The 19,264-nt window shown below is 40.7% G+C and carries 14 protein-coding genes; 2 read left to right on the top strand and 12 right to left on the bottom strand.

Features of this window, described 5'->3' with window-relative positions:
* Positions 1–47 precede the first annotated feature (47 nt).
* The 9 genes from C5471_RS06730 to C5471_RS06690 form a co-directional block, all read right to left on the bottom strand.
* Positions 48–848: a protein bax gene (locus tag C5471_RS06730; RefSeq protein ID WP_133816316.1), complete on the bottom strand. Its 801-nt coding sequence runs from the start codon at positions 846–848 to the stop codon at positions 48–50.
* A gap of 1,278 nt (positions 849–2,126) precedes the next feature.
* Positions 2,127–3,206 carry a fimbrial protein gene (locus C5471_RS06725; RefSeq protein ID WP_133816315.1) on the bottom strand — a complete coding sequence of 360 codons (1,080 nt, stop codon included), beginning with the start codon at positions 3,204–3,206 and terminating at the stop codon, positions 2,127–2,129.
* A gap of 11 nt (positions 3,207–3,217) precedes the next feature.
* The gene (locus C5471_RS06720) at positions 3,218–5,692 is read right to left on the bottom strand and encodes a fimbria/pilus outer membrane usher protein (protein ID WP_133816314.1); all 2,475 of its coding nucleotides are present in this window, start codon (positions 5,690–5,692) and stop codon (positions 3,218–3,220) included.
* Between the two features lie 22 nt (positions 5,693–5,714).
* The gene (locus C5471_RS06715; protein ID WP_133816313.1) at positions 5,715–6,416 is read right to left on the bottom strand and encodes a fimbrial biogenesis chaperone; all 702 of its coding nucleotides are present in this window, start codon (positions 6,414–6,416) and stop codon (positions 5,715–5,717) included.
* Positions 6,417–6,483: 67 nt separating this feature from the next.
* Entirely contained in the window at positions 6,484–7,062 is a 579-nt protein-coding gene (locus tag C5471_RS06710) for a fimbrial protein (protein ID WP_133816312.1), read from the bottom strand.
* A gap of 826 nt (positions 7,063–7,888) precedes the next feature.
* The gene (locus C5471_RS06705) at positions 7,889–9,010 is read right to left on the bottom strand and encodes a DUF4056 domain-containing protein (protein ID WP_133816311.1); all 1,122 of its coding nucleotides are present in this window, start codon (positions 9,008–9,010) and stop codon (positions 7,889–7,891) included.
* Positions 9,007–10,152 (bottom strand): BamA/TamA family outer membrane protein, encoded by a 1,146-nt coding sequence (locus C5471_RS06700; protein WP_133816310.1) that lies wholly within the window; start codon positions 10,150–10,152, stop codon positions 9,007–9,009. Before C5471_RS06700 ends, C5471_RS06705 begins: the two co-directional genes overlap by 4 nt.
* Positions 10,152–11,138: a hypothetical protein gene (locus C5471_RS06695; protein ID WP_133816309.1), complete on the bottom strand. Its 987-nt coding sequence runs from the start codon at positions 11,136–11,138 to the stop codon at positions 10,152–10,154. The genes C5471_RS06700 and C5471_RS06695 overlap by 1 nt, the downstream gene beginning before the upstream one ends.
* 147 nt (positions 11,139–11,285) lie before the next feature.
* Positions 11,286–12,479 carry a benzoate/H(+) symporter BenE family transporter gene (locus C5471_RS06690; protein WP_133816308.1) on the bottom strand — a complete coding sequence of 398 codons (1,194 nt, stop codon included), beginning with the start codon at positions 12,477–12,479 and terminating at the stop codon, positions 11,286–11,288.
* Between the two features lie 196 nt (positions 12,480–12,675).
* Between C5471_RS06690 and C5471_RS06685 the strand changes: the two genes are divergently transcribed.
* Positions 12,676–13,344, top strand: coding sequence for an epoxyqueuosine reductase QueH (locus C5471_RS06685; protein ID WP_133816307.1), 669 nt, complete (start codon positions 12,676–12,678; stop codon positions 13,342–13,344).
* 76 nt (positions 13,345–13,420) lie between these two features.
* Here C5471_RS06685 and C5471_RS06680 read toward each other — a convergent pair whose 3' ends face one another.
* Together C5471_RS06680 and C5471_RS06675 are read right to left on the bottom strand one after the other, a co-directional pair.
* Positions 13,421–13,525 (bottom strand): DUF3761 domain-containing protein, encoded by a 105-nt coding sequence (locus C5471_RS06680; RefSeq protein ID WP_339959228.1) that lies wholly within the window; start codon positions 13,523–13,525, stop codon positions 13,421–13,423.
* 8 nt (positions 13,526–13,533) lie between these two features.
* Positions 13,534–13,743: a hypothetical protein gene (locus tag C5471_RS06675; RefSeq protein WP_133816306.1), complete on the bottom strand. Its 210-nt coding sequence runs from the start codon at positions 13,741–13,743 to the stop codon at positions 13,534–13,536.
* Between the two features lie 888 nt (positions 13,744–14,631).
* Between C5471_RS06675 and C5471_RS06670 the strand changes: the two genes are divergently transcribed.
* Entirely contained in the window at positions 14,632–16,236 is a 1,605-nt protein-coding gene (locus C5471_RS06670) for a toxin (RefSeq protein ID WP_133816305.1), read from the top strand.
* A 149-nt stretch (positions 16,237–16,385) separates the two neighbouring features.
* On the opposite strand, the gene C5471_RS06665 is transcribed toward C5471_RS06670, so the two are convergent.
* Positions 16,386–19,250: an RHS repeat protein gene (locus C5471_RS06665; protein ID WP_133816304.1), complete on the bottom strand. Its 2,865-nt coding sequence runs from the start codon at positions 19,248–19,250 to the stop codon at positions 16,386–16,388.
* Between the last annotated feature and the right edge of the window lie 14 nt (positions 19,251–19,264).

Genomic DNA, 19,264 nt, shown 5'->3' with positions numbered 1-19,264 from the left:
TGAAACGGATAATTTTGGCTTCTGGGGCTATATCTGTGGGTTCATACTTATTTGACACCTTCGTTATGGTCGTTTTTAGCGAACTCTTGTGCTTGGGTAATAAGCCCTTTGTTGCTGTTAAACACTTTATGCAGGTAGCTGTTGTAAGTAGAACCTAATTGTGAATATCCTTCAAGATTATCAATCAGTTTGCTGGTATTCAGCGATTCCTGGCTGTTCCTCTGTTTAGCGCGTGAAACACGTAATGATTCATAAGCGTTATGGGTATTCATATTTCTCATATAGGCTTCGACAGAATCATTGATAGTCGGATAGGAGGAATAACCTTTTATCTTACCCCGGGTCTTCTTACAGTTGTTACCGCAACGCATACCAAACAAGTTGTTATTTTGTTGTGCAAGTTTAGACGTTCCCCAACCAGATTCTGTTGCCGCCTGAGTTGCGACAAAATGGGTTGGGATGATGTCAACACGGCTCAGTAGCTTGTTCCAGTTAACTTTTTTAGGCGAGCTGCTACAGCTCACGTTGTAGTTTTTGCAAATACGTTGCAGGAACCTGATATCCTGAGTGGACCAATGTTTGGCTTTCTGGTGTTCCAGTAACCATTTCCGTTCCTGCATAATTCGTTGATTGTGTTTATCAATTACAGGGACAACTACATTTAAAAACGCTTTCTTACGTGGGATGCCCGAAGGGTATTTTCGCAAATCTGGCAAATTGCTTTGTGCGCCATTGTGAGAATACTCCATGCTTTTAGCGGTGCTGGTTGATGCGTGACTAAAAGCGGAAAACAATAGTGAAATAAAGAAAGCGAAGATGGCAGTTGTCCTCGTCGTTTGAGAGGGCATTGCTTTTCCTCGTTTGCTCTGAATAAAAAACAACCTAATGCTAGCAAAATAAATCCAGCATAGCCAGAGTTATTAGTAATTCATAAATTTATTTTCTGTAATGAAAGTTGTTATTTTGCTAATTTATTCTATAGTTTTTTATTAATTTATAGATGGTTATCTGTCATTGTTGTACAAAACGTTGCTTTCCTGAACCGGGCTATTCATCAGGTATAATAATGATTGTTTTGTTCATTTCATGCCTGAGAGATTTTTTCTAAAAGAAAAATGATCTGTAAACCAGCTGGTAGAGTATCCAAAATTATTGAACTCAGTTCGATCCCATTTATTTACAGTACTGCCAATCGTAAAAACACCGCAGCGAGTAATAAACTAATTGATATTAATATTGCCGCTATAAGAATAAGTATCATTTTCATAAAAAGATAACCTGTTACCGATATGGTTTTTCCTCTGTGAGTTAAAGTTGAGCTGTATCTGTCAGATTTGAGTTGATTTTATAATATACCCATTATCATTGGTTTGGCGCGATGCAGGATATTCGATATGGTTCTGAATGTTAAGTTAAAATAAGTAACAATGTGTTACAATTATCTGTTTTGGATAGATGTTATATATAACACAATAATATAGGGATATATGAAAATAATGGTTTTTTAATGATTTGTTTGTCTATAATATAAATATCTATCTCTTGGTTTTTATATCGGTAGTGTTTTTTTGAATATAATTTATATTTTTTTGCGAACGAATAATTTGTGTTTATTATATTTTTGTGTTGAATATAAATATGTCAATGTCTAATGACTTGTTTTTTTATCTCTTTATTTTTTATTTATACCTTTGATTTTAAACTGATTATTTTATTTTTAATATGTTTAATTTTATGTTTTTTTATGTTTTTTCATTATTATTTGTATTGTTTTTTTGCCTGATTGTTATCCATTTTATATATTTAAATGTAAAGGTTTTTATGAGTTTTTTCATGTCTTAAATAAAAATTAAAGATATAGATTTTGTATTGTTTTTTTATACTTTTGGTAAATGATGATATGTTTTTTTCTATTTTTCAGATAATCGTACCACTTTATTAGGAAATTAAGTGAGTATGCGTGATTATCTAATATTATAATTATCATTATGTTACATAAGTTCTGAGTAAGTTGTAAATGTAAATAGCTTTTCTTTCAGAAACACTTTGTTACACATTATTACTTATTGAAACATAAATTTTTGGTTGAGCCGAGAGATATAGAGGACATTTCCCTTGCCTTCGGGTTAATTGTATTCAAAGTTCAGAACAGACGTTGCTTTCAATTCCCCTGCTATGATGTTTTGGGGATCATAAACGTGGTAGTAAGCATTAAAATCGATTGTAAAGTGTTTATCGATAACGTTGCCGGCATTTTTGCTGAATAACTCTGTTGCTCCGCGAGAGGAAGATTGCGAAGCGCTGAAAATTATGGGTGTTGAATTACCTTGTTGAGAGACACGGATACCAACGCCTTTAGCGGCACCTGCTTTGCTATCAATTAACGTTTGGTTGTCGTTTGGTAGTAAATTATTACTGCTTAGGTAGGCTTTAACTGAACGTGAGGTTTTACCGTTTTTGAGATAATCGCAGGCAAAGTTGAGTGTAAAAGGTGTTTCTCCTCTATTTGTTCCGTTAAGTAGTGCCGTGCGGTTAACTTTCGGCAGATTCACGGTTAATCCCGCATTTGAGAAGTTACAAGTTGTCTCTTGACGATCAAAAATCATGGTGACCGGTTGATAATAGATATCTTCAGAATGAGTTGGCCACACCCAGGTGAGCATAAAGGTTAGGAAATCTGTAGCAAAACGAACAATGGCGTCAAGGATCCCTAGATTAGTGGTGTCCATTGCAATAACAGCTGTTTTTAATGTTGCATTATTGCCGGAAAAGACGTGAATATTATTACCGCCGGGTCTGCCATTCAGTAGCTTAACATTAAGCGTAAATTGTGCCTGTAATTTGCTGGCCGGATATGTCATATTACTGTTTCCCAGACTAATAGTACCGCTGGGAGAAAGATCTGTGATAGCCACTTCTACATAATCTTTACCACCATTGAATCCCAAAACAACCTTGTTTCTGGTAAAAGGAGAACCATTGGCAACGGAGTTTTGTTTCCATAATGCGTTTCTAGTACATGTAAAATAGCCGGAATACCGGGTGTGCAATAGCCAAGTTTCATTACTGTTCAGATAGAGATTATCTGTCATATTAATTGTGATTGCCGGTGCGGTTATTGCATGATTGGGTTTACAGTCCGCATAAGCGATACTGCTGCCACCCAGAGTAATTAAAGCCGTCAGATACAATAGCTTAAGTTTCATTATTTTTTCCCCTAATGGCAAATATTGGCGGTTGAATCCATTTCAGGTTGTGGATTGTTTATTATGCAGCTCTTTTCGCCTGACTGACCGATACGGACATAAACTTGCTGTGGTAATTTCTCTACTCGCAGGAAAACCATACTACCCTGACCAATATATCCCAGGCTGTTACCTTCTGAATCGACAATTTCAGTACCAAAAGGCAGAGGTTTACCATTGGTTTGAGTGGCGTAGAAAATAAAAATTTTCCGCTGGTCTGTTTTAAATCCGAGATGGGTAATGGCACCGGAATAGGGCGCAACGTCTCTGATGTTACCGATAAGTTCAGCCGCCCCTTCTGGTACTTCACTGGTATCGAGCATGATGGCGTTTTTACGGTAAGGAGAAAGATAAGGTATCAGCAACTTACCGCTGTTATTGGTTACCATGCTTTTATCACCATTTACAGAAGCGTTAACGGTGCCTGGTGCGTCAATGATTGCGAAGGTTTCCCCAACTTGATTTGCGGCTAGAATTCCACCCCGGTAAGCGACTAAACTGCCTGTTGCACCCATCCCCATCTGGCGATAATCCTTGGATTGGCTATAAGAACTATTCAGTGTGGAAGCGGATGTTTTATAGGTCAGATTTGCACTGGTTGTTGTGGAACCACTTTTCTGATCTGAAATATTGACGTGGTAATTCAGGCGGTTGTTCTGGCCTGCGCTGCCACTCAATCCCAAGTCACTGTTGTTGTAATGCTTGTCATTGATTGAGATATTACTTGTCAGATAGGCTGGAGAGTCAAACAGCTCAAAAGGAACAGACAGTGTCAGATAATAGCGCTGCTCCTCTTTATTCTCTGTTTCATTGATATTGTATCGGACACGGCTTGCCGTCAGGGTATAATTGATTTTCCCCAGACTGTTGGAATACCCCATTTGATACTCTCTGTTTTTGTTCTTTGTTCCCCAATAATCACGGAATGTTCCTGAAAGAAAAAGTGAACCCGCACCGTTACCAAGACTCTGGTTCAAATTGATATTGAAGGTATTTTTCTGGTGAGAATAGTATTGTTGGTTATATCCGTTGCTTATCCAGTCATGTAGATTAATGGCATCGATCAGGTTCAGATAGTTTTTAGTTGAATAGCGATAAGCTGCCAGAGAGAAATTCGTTCCTGTTTGTGGAATATAGCGGCTATAAGACATTTTGTAGCTCTGGCCTTTCATCGTTGGGCTATTATCAAATTTGGCACTGGATCGTGAAATATCAAGTGAGATAGCGCCAATTGGTAGGTTAAAACCACTGCCTAACAGCAATGAGTAATAATCTTTACTGATGATGGTGCCGGTATAACCTGTCAGGACATTATTAAAGCCATATTGATAGCTGGCTTGGAAAAAGTTTGGTTTATAACGACTATTGGCGATTTGTGTTTTACCTGCGCTGATATCGTATTTGCCAAGACCTTCTTTCATCATATTAGGAACAGATGAAAAGGGAACGGTAAAGCTGTTGGTACGCCCTGTCGCTTCTGTGACTTCGACAAATAAATCTCCACCCGAACCTGTTGGTAAAATAGTATCAATGGCAAAGGGGCCAGGTGGTACATTGCCTTGATAAATAACAATATTATTCTGAGAGATTTTTACCAGAGCGTTAGTTTGTGCAACTCCCCGGACGATAGGGGAAAACCCTTGCCAGGCATCGGGGTACATGCGCATATCTGTTTTCAGGTTGATACCCCGGAAACGGAAAGAATCGAATAGATCACTTGATGTATAGCTATCACCAATGCGAAGTTCTGCGTTAATTGATGAAATGCCCCGTTGCAGATAACGGGTATTATGATTCCATTTATTGCCACTTGAACGTGTATAGTAATAAGAGGATTGATCACGTAATTGCCAGCCAAATAGGTTCAAACCGCTATTAAGTGACACGTAAGCATTATCTTCATTCTCATAGTGACTGTTCTGTTTATTCCTGTTTTGAGTATGGTAATAGTTGGCATTATAGGAAAGCATTGCGCCTGGAATTCCTCTGTCCCAGAAGGCAGGATCGATATAACCTTTCAGTTCATTTTTAATATAAGCTTGAGGAACGACCAGATGCAGGCTGAGTTTAGGAACATCAAGATTAGCTTTTCCCTCATGTATTATTTTAGTCAGAAGAACTTCACCTTTAGATAAATTTTCTGTTGTTAATTGATTTATATCAATTTTTATCCCCAGTCTCGGCAGATCTTCCGTTAATAAGTAGATGTCTTTGCCATCGTTTTGGATATTAATATCAAATCGTCCTTTCCAATCATTATTCAGGTATATATCAATATCGTAGTGGCCGGCGGGGAGTCCTGAAGCAGCAGAAAATCGGGATAAATCCGCTTTTGCAGATTCGCCGGCCAGAAAACTAGTATTAAATGTTGCGGCATAACATAAGCAATCTGTATACAGGATAGTGGTGATGATCAGAGTTAACGGGCTAACTTTTTTTCGTATCATGTTCTATGCTATGCCAGTAATATCACTGTTGAAATGGTAAAGTTAATTTATTTATAGCACCAAAATCATCAACAATAGCCAGAATTAATTTGTCTCCTGCTTTTACTTTTTCATTGGTACTGAATGAATGAGAAGAGAACGGTTTGATGATGGTTCCTTCGTTTAATAAATTAGGTTGCGTATTGGAAGATTTAAGACCGACGATATTCAGGATATAGGGTGATGAATTTTCCAATTTTAGTTGGTTGGCATCGCGTTTTAATGCAACATGCTGTTCGATCTGTTGAGGTGAAATAGAGAGCTTTTCGGGCCGGTAGAGAAATTTGATCCGGGTACGAATAGCAATCTGCATGACGTTTTTATCGGCAATGTTTTCTGCAATGGGGGGAATATCCAGAACATTTAAATAAAATAGCGATTCACGATCAGTAGGTAGGGTGCTATTAGTGTGCTTTATTCTCAATTGCTGGCCGTTATTGCCATCAACTTTAACTACTGGGGGAGTGAGCAGAAAGGGGACTTTAGCTGTTTCTGGTGTTGAATTAGGATCGCCATCATCTATCCAGGATTGTACCAGAGAAGGTTGATCGCCTGTATTTAATAATTGAACAGATACCTCTTTATTACCGGACAGATAAATAACCCGGGTTGTATTAATAACGATATTGGCATGTGCAGATAAAGCTATTACCGAGAATAATGTAGCTAGAAATAATTTCTTCATAACGTTATTTTCGTCAAAGTAAATAAGCCTATTTGGATAAATAGGCTTTATTTGTTGTAGTAAATGATTATAAATAAGCAACGTGATAAGTCACCGTTGTTATTACTTTACCGGGTTCCGCATCAGCAGTGCCTACTTTATAATATTTCGCATAGAAATCGATAATTTCAGGCGCTGGAGTAGAGCCCTTGATTCCTGTATCAAAAGCTTTATTCAGTATGATCGGGGTATTTTCTTCTGCATATTTAGCAATGGCGATACCTACGTTTTTAGGTTTGCCACTTGCATTCAGTTCTTGGTTCATCAGGTATTTACCATCGTTAGCAATGGCGTGTGCTGATGAGAAGTGGATTTTCAACATGGAGGTTGCTGGGTCGAAACCAACTGCATTGGACTGGCAGTTAGAAAATTCCAGTGAAAACGCTTTCTTACCAAAATCAATCAAGCCTTCTTTTTGTCCGGCTTGGGCGACTGAGATAGGTGCCAATACTATTGTCAGATTAGCTGAGACACCACCGTTAATAGTACAAGTGGCGTCAGTAACTGCACCTGAGAAATGTAATGTACCGCCGGCAGAATTATCAGCCGCAACAGCAGAGCCTGTAAAAATAAGCGCGGCGGCAGTGGATAATGCTAGTTTATTCATTTTTCCTCTCCAGGAGTAGGGATATCTTTAATTGATCTTATCAGGGGGCAAAGATAGGGGCCCTGAATCCCCTAATACATTAGAAAGATTTAAAAATAATGCCTGTATCTATCTATAGAATGAGTTTGATTTTATAAGTTTAAAATAAAAATCAATATATTATATGGTTGAAAATAACTCGGTAACTTAAGCTGGCTTGAGTGAATTTAATTTTTTATAATGTAACTTATTATTTTATCTACTTAGATGCAGCTGATATTGTTCATGCATGTTTATAACTAGGGAATATACATTATAGACAGGTTTGATTTATTTAAGAAGGCATTTGCATTATTTAAGTCAAATTAAGAATAAACCTCTTTTTACATCGTAAAAGTAACAAAAATACTCTATTTTTGAATATATTTCGGAATTATAATCTGTTTGTTTTGGTATTTTTGCATTTTATTTCTGTTTGTGTTTGTGTTTGTGTTTGTGTTTGTGTTTGTGTTTGTTTTGTTAGTTAATGTTTTTGTGATTTTTTTATTTATTTTTTAAATGTTGTTTAATATTAATTATTTTATATCATCTGGTTATTGGATTTTTATCTTTGTAAATATTTCAATACGATTTTTTTATCTTATGAAATAATGTCTTGTTAATGCGAGCTTTTCTTTGTTGACTGTGATTGGTATGGTTTTTTTATTATAGATGATGTTGATTTTATATTGTGATGTGACATTATGATAATAATCAATTATAGTTAAATGGGATTATTATTTGAGAAATAGTAATCTAAGGTTTTTTTCCTCTTTGTGAAGAGGAGCAGTTAGTAAAAATATATGGGTCAATAATTTTCTTGCTGCTCTTTCGCTTTTTCTGCTAATTGTGGGAAATCAAGAACAGTCCAGTAGCGTTCTGGCACTGGAAGCTCTTTCATTTGGTGGCTGGGCCACAATTGTAATTCGGCCAATTCAGATAATATGTAGCCAGAATATTGTTGTGGCAAAGTAAGCCTGAGTGGATATTGCTGCTCTGACGGTACCCTATTCGGTGTACGATCGCTGTGAGTATGATAATCACGTTGAAGAACTAAGCGCTTATCAGGCACACGACGTTTACTGTCCCACCAGATACCATCGATCTGTTCAAACATTTTCCGGGTTTCATCAGAGGAGAGGGCTTTCAGTTCATGCAGTGCAGGCGGCAAAATAGCTTGCATTGATAAGCGGTATTGCTTCATTGAAGGTACTTGTCCTGCCAATATCAATGAAAGGGAAAGACGCGCGCCCAGCAAATTAGAGTAGAGATCTTCAGGAGAAAACGCAGAGACTTTTTCAGAAAACCCCGGTACAGATTGGTAACCATACCATTGGGCAATTTCATGCCATGCGGCAAGTTCAAAAGCCAGTTTTACCGCCAGATAAGCACTTAGGGTATAACGTTGTTCGATCGCAGTTGGTGGTGTGAATTGATAAAACTGGATGCGGCGTGATGCTAATTCGTTGCCTAATTTTATTTGCCACTCTTCCCCAAGACGAGGCCAAATTTGGCTGAACAGAAAAACGGCATTATCAGCCGTATCCCGCACATGGGAAATATCAATGAATCCACCTCTGCGAGTATATATTATTCCTACTTTTTCATTACTGATTCCTGTTAATGAAGCGACGGTGCCAAAAAAGCTATTGTTATAATGATGTTCGCCAAGATCATCGGCATCCAGCACATTAGCTATTTGATAAAAAGGGACTGGAATAGCCAATAATTGTGTTTTCAAATCATAACCAAAAGCACAGCAGGCTCTTAATCCTTCGGGAGAGCGGATTGGGTCAAGAGCAGGCCATGCACGGGTTGCTTCGGCGGTTGTTTCACTCTTGAGATCAGGTTGTACTGGAACAATTGGTGAAAAAGTTCCCTGACATCCTGCAACTAAAGTTAGAGCAGCAATCCATAAACGCAATTTCAAAAAGCCTCTCCCACCTGAAAATAAAATCCGTTGCTTTTTTTACCGATCCCAAAGTCCAGTCTTACATTCATTTTAGGTTTGAATTCAAAGCGATATCCTGCCCCAACGGTGGGGAGCCAGTTTCCTGAGCCAATATCTTCGGCGTAATGGCTCATGGTGCCAGCTCCCGCCCACAAGACAAATCCGTGTCGCCAGTCCAGTTTGCGTCGATATTCCAGTTGGGTGCTGATAACATTTTTGTCCCGGTACCTTCCTTCATAATATCCGCGCATCCGGTTACTGCTACCTAGCATCGACAGCCTATTCCACGGCACTTGACCATCAGCGAAACGGCCATGATTATTGAATGCCAGTACTGATTTTTCATTTAATTGGTAATAGATGCTGTATTGCATATCAATGGTGTTAAACCGGCGGTCACTGCCTAATGCCGGGGAAAAATGGGTGTGGGTAAGATCAAGAACTTGTCCCCGATGAGCGTTAGGCAGAAAATCACGCGTATCATAACTGAAATAGGCACTGACACCTGAACTTAATATGGATTGTCCGTCCTTTTCTGCGGCGAATAGTTTTTTCGCGCCATTATCAGGATTTTTGGCGTATAGCGATGAAAAATCCCAGCCAGCGCCCAAATAGGTGGAATCAGCAACCCGATAGAGCACTCTGGGTTGCAGGCGTAGTTCCTGTGATCGGTATTTTTCTTTATTATCATCTACCTTACCTGCGTCATATCCGCTTCCCCAGTAATAGGTAGGAACGTTATTCAGTGTGCCGGAAAGAAAAAAACGCCATTGATCATCAGCAAAAAAACTGTAGTTATCAAATGTGAATCCAAAAGCACCTGTTGAAGAGGCAAATCCATTCAGGGAAAGGGAAGAGATTTGGCTGGTATGGTCGTGATCATCTGGCCGGTAAAGCCCAACGACGGCAACACCGATGCCAGCACCTAATTCAGGGGTATAAAAAGGACCAGGCAAAATGCCCCAGTCAATGGCTTTACTGTTGTCATAGGTATTACTGCCACCTAATTTTTCCAGCCAGCCGTCGATTTTTTCCCTGCTAAGTGGCAATTGACCATACGAGAAATCAGAAATAAAAAAGCTGGCTAAAGCCAGCCCATATAAAGTACAGCGGATTTTCATTAAAAGCGGAACTCACCTGAAATATAGCAGCTGTTACGTTTGTTAAAGCCAATTTCAGTCAGTAAATTGAAATTGCGCGTGACTTCCAGCCTTGCTCCAACGGTATTATTCCAGCGGGAAGCAACATGCTGTTTTACTTTGAACTTCATACTATCGTAATCATCAAATGCACTTACCAATCTGTCAAACATGGGGGGTAAATTCAGATTACTGATATTGCCTTCAAATTCCTGAGTAATTCTTTGGTACATGCCGCCGGTCCATACCTGTAATTTGGTATTTCCTTGCCCTGGGATGATTGGCTGGAATATAAATTCATAACCAATACGTGGCGTGACGACCAAGGCGTTGATTTTACCATCGAGAATATCCAAATTGGTGTAGGTATAGTTGGTATCAAACGTACCGAAGAACTGGTTGTAACCCCCCGCGAGAGTCAAACCGCCACCATAGGTTTTACCTTTAAAATCCAGTGCGAAGGGAATATCTTTCATTCCAGGAACAGTAGAACCAAGAAAGCTGATCCCCTCAATATTGGTTTTCGATGTACCCTTTGTCCAACCATAAACGCCATAAATATTCAGAAAAGGCAGAACCCAAGTATCTAGCTTGAGCATATGCGATTCATTCTTTTCTCTGGTTTTGCCTGTTTTAATTCCCAGTATGTCTTCAAATCCAGGGGTGTCCGGTATAATAATTTTAATTTCATCTACGACGATATTTTGTCGCATATTCATATAACCGTAACTGGCACCAAAAGGCTCCGGTAAGTCATAACCTCTGGCTCTGGCCTCATCACCCCAAAGAGGAAGTACACGTGATTCCTGTTTATTTGGTTTTCTGGATAAACTACCATCGGCAGTCGTTTGACTTCCACCGGACTGGCTGACAGAAAGAGAAAGAATGGGGCGGTCATCCGCATAGCTATAAGGGATTGCCAGACATGATGAAATAACAGCTAACTTACTAATATCAAAAAGTTTCATAATAGAAAACTCGGTTTGCGAGTAGATAGATTAAGGTTGTTGATGTCCCATCATCATTTTCAGAGTACAGAAGCACCGGCAAACTATCACAAGTTTTATGGATAATAAATATCATAAGGTGCTGAAAACTATAATTTTACTGTACGTTTAATGAGCGGACTTGTTTTTTCCAGGCAAAGATAAAAGGAGCATGGTTATTACACCACCGATTAATCCCCAGAATGCAGCACCTACGCCAAGTAGTGTTACGCCGGAAGCGGTGATTAAAAATGTGATTACCGCCGCATCCCGTTGTTTCTCATTCTGCAATGCCTGGAGCAGGCTGCCAGAAATTGTGCCAAGTAAAGCCAATCCGGCGATGGTATGAATAAGAGCAGTGGGTAGTGCGCTGAATAACATGCTGATTGAGCCACCGAACAGGCCAGCGATCAGGTAAAACACACCCGCAGCGGCAGCGGCCATATAACGGCGATTAGGGTCGGAGTGGATTTCCGGACTCATACAAATAGCGGCTGTAATGGCGGCAATACAGACGGAAAAGCCACCAAAAGGAGATAAGATCAGTGCGATCAGCGCTGTCCAGCTTATCAATGATGAAACCGAGACTTGATATCCGGCGGCTTTCAGTGTGGCGATGCCGGGCGCATTCTGAGAGGCCATTGTGACAATGAAAAATGGGACGCCTACACTCAATAATGAAGAGAGTGTGAAACTAGGTGCAATAAATTCAGGAATAGCAAAGGCGACAGCTGATTGTTGTTCAAAATGAATATCGCCCTGTAAAGAGGCGATAATTAGCCCTGATAACAGGGTTAACACAATGGCATAGCGGGATAAATATCTGCGTGTTAGCAGATAAGTCAGACACATTCCGGCAGTCAGTACAAAATTGACTGAAAACGAAGAAAAGGCATCAAGGCCAAAACGCAACAAAATTCCAGCCAGCATTGCTGCGGAAAGTGCCTGTGGAATATAGTTCATCAATCGTGCAAACAGGCCGGTAATACCACATAACAAGATCAGGGCAGAAGCAAAGATAAATATACCAATGGCTTCATTGATTGATGTTCCTGGCATGGTTGTCACCAGCAGCGCTGCGCCTGGCGTTGACCATGCAGTAAGGACTGGTGTGCGGTAATAAAGCGATAGCCCCAGCGAGCTGATACCCATGCCAAGTCCCAGCATACTCAGCCAGCCACCGATCTGCATGGTTGTGGCTCCTGCGGCTTCCGCCGCCTGAAAGATAATTGCCGCCGAGCTGGTATATCCAACCAAAACAGCGACAAATCCGGCTATAATTGCCGGAAAAGAGAGGTCGCGCAGGGAAATTGTATGGTGCATCGTGGTCTCCATTTAAATTATTTTGGTTAAAAGAATCTGAATTTGTCTATAATTTAGCAATTGCCCCGTAAACCCTCTTTAGGGCGGGGAGCAGTTACTACTATTGTAAAGACAAGTAAGCCATCGGATGAATTCCTTGTCGAAAGATTTGCGGCTAAAATAACTATTTTTATAATTAATTCTTGGAGCCTGCCCAATGGAAAACTTTGTTCGCCCTGTTTTAACGTTACCGGATAGTGCGGAACGATTATTATTGCACTCTTGTTGTGCTCCTTGCTCTGGTGAAGTGATGGAAGCGTTACATGCTTCTGGTATTGATTACACCGTCTTTTTCTATAACCCTAATATTCATCCAAAACGGGAATATTTAATCCGCAAAGAAGAGAATATCCGCTTTGCAGAACAACACAATGTGCCATTTGTGGATGCGGATTATGACAGCGACAACTGGTTTGAACGCGCTAAAGGCATGGAATGGGAGCCGGAAAGAGGTGTTCGCTGCACGATGTGTTTTGATATGCGTTTTGAGCGCACTGCTTTGTATGCTTATGAAAACAATTTCAGCATGATCTCAAGCTCTTTAGGTATTTCCCGCTGGAAAAATATGCAGCAAATAAATGATTGTGGAATACGGGCTGCAAGTCAGTATCCGGGGGTTAAATATTGGGACTACAACTGGCGTAAGCAAGGTGGCTCTGCCCGGATGATTGAGATCAGTAAACGGGAAAGATTTTACCAGCAGGAATATTGCGGTTGTATCTATTCATTGCGTGACAGTAATAAACACCGTAAGTCTCATGGGCGGGATATTATCAGAATTGGTGTGAAATATTATGGTGATGACGATACAGAAGGTGCTTGTTAAACCATTTACTTTAATATGTTGAGAGGGGGGGATTTGTCCCCCCTGAATTTACGACTATTACACTGTCAAACCCGTGTTATAACCATTTATCGACACCACCATGATGGGAACAAGTTCCTCTACGATGTTGGCTGTAACTGAAAGAACCATCTCTACAGCGTGCGGTTGCCTCAGATGCGATGGGAGAACTCAGTGGGTTTTCTTTGCTTCTTTTGTCGCTTTATGATGCGGATGTTGTTTGCCTTCTTTAGAAGTGGCTTTGCCTGATTTAGTTTTCTCCATATGGGAAGGTGTAACCTGAGTATCCGAAGATTGGGTTGCAGATGTGGTTGGTGCGGCTAATACTGCGCCAGAGAATAACAGTGATAATGCAGTTATAGATAAGCCTAAACGTGTCATGATAATTTTCCTGTGTTTTAACTTTGTTGTTTCATTTGCTGGGATACATTTTTAGCGCCTGCCTAACAAGCTACTTGATATTCCAGATTTGTTTTAATGCATAGTGAGTATACGTTTGTGATCATTAATTCAGCAAATTTAAGATAATACTTTTTTATGGTTTTTTATAATTTGTTGAAGAACCGTTGAAGTTTTTTGGCATGGTTTGCCTGATAACAGGGATCGTCGGTTTAATGGCAATGGTTTTTTATGGTTGATTAATGAGCGATTGTTTCAGGCGATGTCGTTAATAACCGGACATTCATTGGCATAGCTAATGTGGCATGCTTTGTTGGTCATTGACCAATCTATTGTTCGACTGTTTTTCGTCAGTGTTTAGGTTTGTCTCCCTGTATCTTGTGCCAGTGAATTATAGAGAATAGTCATGTTTACGAAGGAATAATTCATTGCCATACTTACAAAGAAAAATGCCAGACTCTTATTAAGTGTACACTATGGGAGATATATAATGACAAATGGCATTAAGTTGTAGAAATAAATAGTTATCTCCAAGGGGTTCTTTCTGCAATAATTAAAATAAATATAATTTAGGGGGATCATCCTATAATAATGTTTTTTATTTAGATGGGGTGGAATATTATTACAACTAATTCTATGTCATTTGTGGACAACGGTTAAAACTACACTATTATTAAATTGATGCATTGAAATAATTAATGCGAATTTAGCCGTTCAGTAACTACATCACAGTGGATAGTAACACGCTGAATATATTAACGCTCTATTAGGGAAAAACGTATACCGTTCATGATGAAAAGGCAATGAAACGTCATGGTAACTCATTGGCTGTAGTCAGAAAAGTAATGTTAACCAAGTGGAGATAGATGTATGTCTAAATACAAATTAAACCGATGTTTATTAGCAAGTACGGTATTATATTCTTTCATGTCAGGAAATGTTATTGCCGCCAATCCTAAAATAACTGCATATTATCTGAGTGGGCCTGCTGCACAGGTTGATACTCAAGAATATTATGCCAGCCTGGATAATTTTAAAAAATTAAGCAGAGATATTGCCAAGAACAAGAGTAACTTTAATACGCTGGTGTTGTCTTTTGTCCAGCCTGGTTTGGTTAATTATGAGAAAAACAGCCTGAAATGTTCAGGATTGTTTGGTTATACCTGTATCTCTGGTCAAACTATTAGCACAGGAGAAGCTGAAAATGCCAGGTCTGATTTTATGGCATTAAAAGGTATTATCGCTGATTTAAAATCTCATGGAGTGGGTACTTATATTGCTGTAGGCGGGTGGAACTTTAGTTGTTATCCGAAAATTTATGATATAACCGCCAAGAAAAAAGACGCTTGTGGTAATGAACCGGGTGCGGTCTATGATATTTTCCCTAATCCAATGACTAAAATTCCCCGTTTTGATAGTAGTATTACGGGTAAGGCGGCAGATGATGCATATAGAAATATTGTTAATTTGGCTGCTGATTTAGATGTAGCAGGGATTGATGTGGATTACGAAGAGTTTTGGCATGCTGATATTAATGCCAAAAGCTGGAAATTAACGCCTGACTCAATCAAGGTTCCCTCTAATAACAGTGAAACTCTTATGACATCAACGTTAATGTCAAAGGGGTTAGGTGGTTATGTTTATGATGCGTCAATGAATATTGTCCCTGGCGCAGAAAGAATTCCCCGCGCGATGCCTGCAACCGTGGATAAATTTGCCGCTATTTTAACGTCTTTTTACACCTCAATTAATGCGGTTAAACCATCGCTTCAGTTAAGTACCGCCGGCCCTGCAACTGGGGGTATCCCGAATATGTCCGCTAACTGGGGAACCAACGCGAGGAACAGTGATATTTATGGTGGTGCCTGGTGGGGGGGAAATCTCTATGGTTTGATTTATAATACCGCGCTGAGTTACCCCAAAATTATCAACCGACTCAGCTATATTGGTGTGATGACTTATGATTTGAGTGAAAAAGACTGTGGATTTATCGGCGGAGGTGAAACGTATATTCCTTGTGACCTGCCCGGACAAGTTAAGTATTATTATGGTCAATATATTAACTGGCTTAAATCAGGTAATGAAGTTGTGACTTTCCATGTCAAACTGAAAGGAGCGCGTAATTACGCTCAAGCATCAGTTCAACCGCGAAAGTTATTGGTTTTGCCACCGATTACAGTAGGATTTGAAGTGGGTAAACCTGCAACCGGCAATTTACCGCTCACCAAGGCCAAGCTCAACAGCATATTAGATGGTACGATCAAATACGGTAAAACAGGCCTTATTATGTGGGATCTGTTTAAAAAGGAACGTTATGACGGAAATAATTGGAAAGCTGAGTGGGCAACACCTAATGATGTTTTGTCTATTGCCTGTAAAAAAATAGGACTGACAGGAGAGCATTATCATTGTGATAGCTCTGTCCCGACACCTGAGCCTGTCCCGGCTTTTACCAAGAGAAAAAGTCAGGATTGATGTTTCATTTTTAATTCTGAGGGTATGCAGGTTTCCTTTGAAGGCGACCTGCATGATTATATAAGGGCAGCAAAACATACCGGAAATGCTGAATATTCGTATTTGCAACGATGCCAGCTCAAACTTTTTGGGATGAGCTGGCTATTTCGTTATTGTCTGCCACGCAACAGTGGCCGGCGGGTAACCTGAGATGGCTTATCCATTAACTTCCAATGCTCACTTTCCGAATAGACTCTTCCACTCTTAGGAATAATAGAGCCAACGAGTAAATCAACGTGGTGAGGTTGTAGGCCAAGTTGGTTAAATGCTGCAACATCGACATTCATGGGTGCTGTCGGGAGCTTTTTGTAGTCCTTTTCTAAAATGGCATCTTCTGCAATTGCTTTAAACACTGCGGAAGGTATCTCGAATGATTTTATAACAAACGGCAGTTTTTCTTTGGGGTTTTCAGTTTTTTGCTCGTAAAACTGTAATGCCCGACGTGGGTTGCCGAAATTATAGAATGCAAGATTGCCACTGGATTTACCCTTATTGGCAGCAATATAATTTTTAGAGAAGTGATACCATCCACCTCTCTTCTGCGCCTCGCCTGGCATGGTTTTATTCAGGTAGTCTTCTTTGCCGCCATGTTCGTTATTCCGGTTGGGAATCGCTATTTTCACGCCTCCGGTACCGGTAATCCCGGTATAAAGAAACTTCTCTGATTGTTGCGCCACTTCCACACGATAAACAGTGACGTTTTCAGTTGTTATGCCATGCAGGTTAATTTCTTCAGCCGTTGCCACTTTAGGTTCTGCAAAAGGTAATTCATTAAAGAGAGCCGATGTTTCCCGTTCCTTGGTCGGCCCACGATAAGCTTCATGCCATAAACTGTTCGTGCCTGATATTTTTGGTGCAAGTTCATCGCGTGTACCCAAACTATGCTCGCTAAAAGGTAATTGCTTAAATGCTTCCCGGGTATGCCACTGTTCCGGTGTTAATCCATCCGGATCATGTAATGTCACCGGATTATTCCGAACCATCCTGTAAAGGTTTACCCCATCCGCTGTTCCGGCAGGGTCCGCACTTAGCCATCTCCCTACCCACGGCTGATAATATCGATAACCATAGTAATACAGCCCCGTAGCATCCCGTTCTTTGCCTGAGTAGCGAGTAAATTTGTAACTGGCTTCAGTTTGGTTTCTCACTGCCCACAAAGCCGTACCACCGAATGGATAGTATTCTTCGTGGCTGATAATTATCCCCTTGTGATCCAGTTCAAGCTGGCTGGAACCGGTAAGGTTATCGTAGCTGTAACGTACTTGATTGTTTTTGATATCTGTTGGTGGTTTGGTTTCCCAGTGCAGTATCCGTACTTGTGCGCGACCGGCTTCACCCACGGTAATGACTTGTAAGTCCTGTTTGATGATAGCGCTATCTTGAGTTGTTCGCAGCTCCAATCCTGGCAGATAAATGACTCGCTGTTGGTAGGTGGGGTACCGGGCTTGCTGTTCACTCATTTTCAGTAATCGTATCCCATCGCTGCCATAGCGATACCACTCTTTATTACTATTGATGTTGTTTCCCAGAGTTGATTGTGTCACTTGTTGCAATTGACCGCGAGTGTCCCAGCTCAGATGGTGCCCCTGTACTAATGTATTCTGGTGGCCGCCAGCGTCAAACGAATCATCCACAAGCATTGGATTCTCGGTCAATGTGCTCCACACTGCGCGGTTACTGCGGTTTGAAACCGTTATATTTGTGGTATAGCTGCCTTGGATGGCGGGTGAAATGTGTTGGATTCGCGTCAGATTGCCGCTACGGTCATAAGTATAGGTACGGATATATTTAGTGTAAGTATTGCTGTCAGAAGGCAGAATAGGTGAGGGTAGCGGGTTATTGTGCTGGCCGATATTCGCCATTTCCCGGCCAGTTGCTTCGACTAACTGGTATAGAGAATCATAGCTATAGGTATTCTTCGGTACCACTTTCTGATTGCGCCAGAAACGGGTGGCTTCTGCACTATTACGAATATGAACGACATTACCCACTGGATCATATTCATAGCGTAAATCTTGTAACACTTTATTGTCTAAGATGCGGCGGGTGGTGATGCTAATCAGACGTTGTGTTTCCGGTTCATAAATGTATTCGGTCATCACACCGTTACCATGTACTTCTTGCAGTTTCTGCCCAGCGGCTGAATAATTCAGGGATTTGACGATAATCTGTTCACCCTGGTCTTTTACTGTCAGCTTGCTGCTGTTCAATTGTCCGGCAATATTGTAGGTCAGATGCTGTATATTGCCTTTCGTATCTGTCTGCGTCAGTAACGCGCCAGTAGCGTCAAAGGCGCTTTGTGTGATGTAGGTCTCGCTGTCCAGGCGGCTCTGGTTGGTGTCTTGGTTATCATTTCTCCAGTCTGCCTGATAATTATCGGACAGCAATTGACGGGATTGTGATAAGACGGTCCCGGTTAGTGACCGGCTTTCTAACTGGGTTAGTCCCGCAGTGTCATAGTGATTTACACACTGGCCGACAAGGTTGTGGTCTTTTTCTGCCTGTGTGTTCCGGGACCAGATAAGGCGTTCAGTCACGCGTGCAGTTGCTTTTCCAGATACCTGTTCAGTGACTGATAACAAGCGACCCGGCAAGGAAGCGGCTTCATATTGCCGGGTTTGTATAACTTCGGTTGCGGTTTTTGTCAGTACCGGGCGGCCTTCAATATCATTGAAGGTGACAGTGTGGCCTGCATCAACACTCTCTGTACTCAGGATATTGCCGGTCAGATCGTACTGCCAGGTAAAATTGGGCTTCACTGAACTATCAGTTTGCATCGTGTCATACAGGCGTGGATCAATACTTTGGATCCGATATCCATAGGCATCGTACTGATGACGAGTGATACGGGTATCGGTATCACCCCCTGCGGTGGTGCGGTGAAAACTGATTTCACCGATAGTCAGGCCACGGTTGTCCCGAACGTTGACAGTAGGAGTACCGGCAAAGGTTGCCGGATTAAAAAAGAGTGTCATGTTTCTATTCCTCA

Source organism: Photorhabdus tasmaniensis, from assembly GCF_011189505.1.
GTDB lineage: Bacteria > Pseudomonadota > Gammaproteobacteria > Enterobacterales > Enterobacteriaceae > Photorhabdus > Photorhabdus tasmaniensis.
The sequence above is the reverse complement of the archived record's forward strand: the minus strand, read 5'-3'. Positions and strand labels throughout refer to the sequence as shown.

Coding starts and splice junctions, on each gene's coding strand:
- C5471_RS06665 (WP_133816304.1), bottom strand. CDS start 19,250: ATGACACTCTTTTTTAATCCGGCAACCTTTGCCGGTACTCCTACTGTC.
- C5471_RS06695 (WP_133816309.1), bottom strand. CDS start 11,138: ATGAAACTTTTTGATATTAGTAAGTTAGCTGTTATTTCATCATGTCTG.
- C5471_RS06700 (WP_133816310.1), bottom strand. CDS start 10,152: ATGAAAATCCGCTGTACTTTATATGGGCTGGCTTTAGCCAGCTTTTTT.
- C5471_RS06675 (WP_133816306.1), bottom strand. CDS start 13,743: ATGACACGTTTAGGCTTATCTATAACTGCATTATCACTGTTATTCTCT.
- C5471_RS06670 (WP_133816305.1), top strand. CDS start 14,632: ATGTCTAAATACAAATTAAACCGATGTTTATTAGCAAGTACGGTATTA.
- C5471_RS06715 (WP_133816313.1), bottom strand. CDS start 6,416: ATGAAGAAATTATTTCTAGCTACATTATTCTCGGTAATAGCTTTATCT.
- C5471_RS06730 (WP_133816316.1), bottom strand. CDS start 848: ATGCCCTCTCAAACGACGAGGACAACTGCCATCTTCGCTTTCTTTATT.
- C5471_RS06685 (WP_133816307.1), top strand. CDS start 12,676: ATGGAAAACTTTGTTCGCCCTGTTTTAACGTTACCGGATAGTGCGGAA.
- C5471_RS06690 (WP_133816308.1), bottom strand. CDS start 12,479: ATGCACCATACAATTTCCCTGCGCGACCTCTCTTTTCCGGCAATTATA.
- C5471_RS06725 (WP_133816315.1), bottom strand. CDS start 3,206: ATGAAACTTAAGCTATTGTATCTGACGGCTTTAATTACTCTGGGTGGC.
- C5471_RS06710 (WP_133816312.1), bottom strand. CDS start 7,062: ATGAATAAACTAGCATTATCCACTGCCGCCGCGCTTATTTTTACAGGC.
- C5471_RS06720 (WP_133816314.1), bottom strand. CDS start 5,692: ATGATACGAAAAAAAGTTAGCCCGTTAACTCTGATCATCACCACTATC.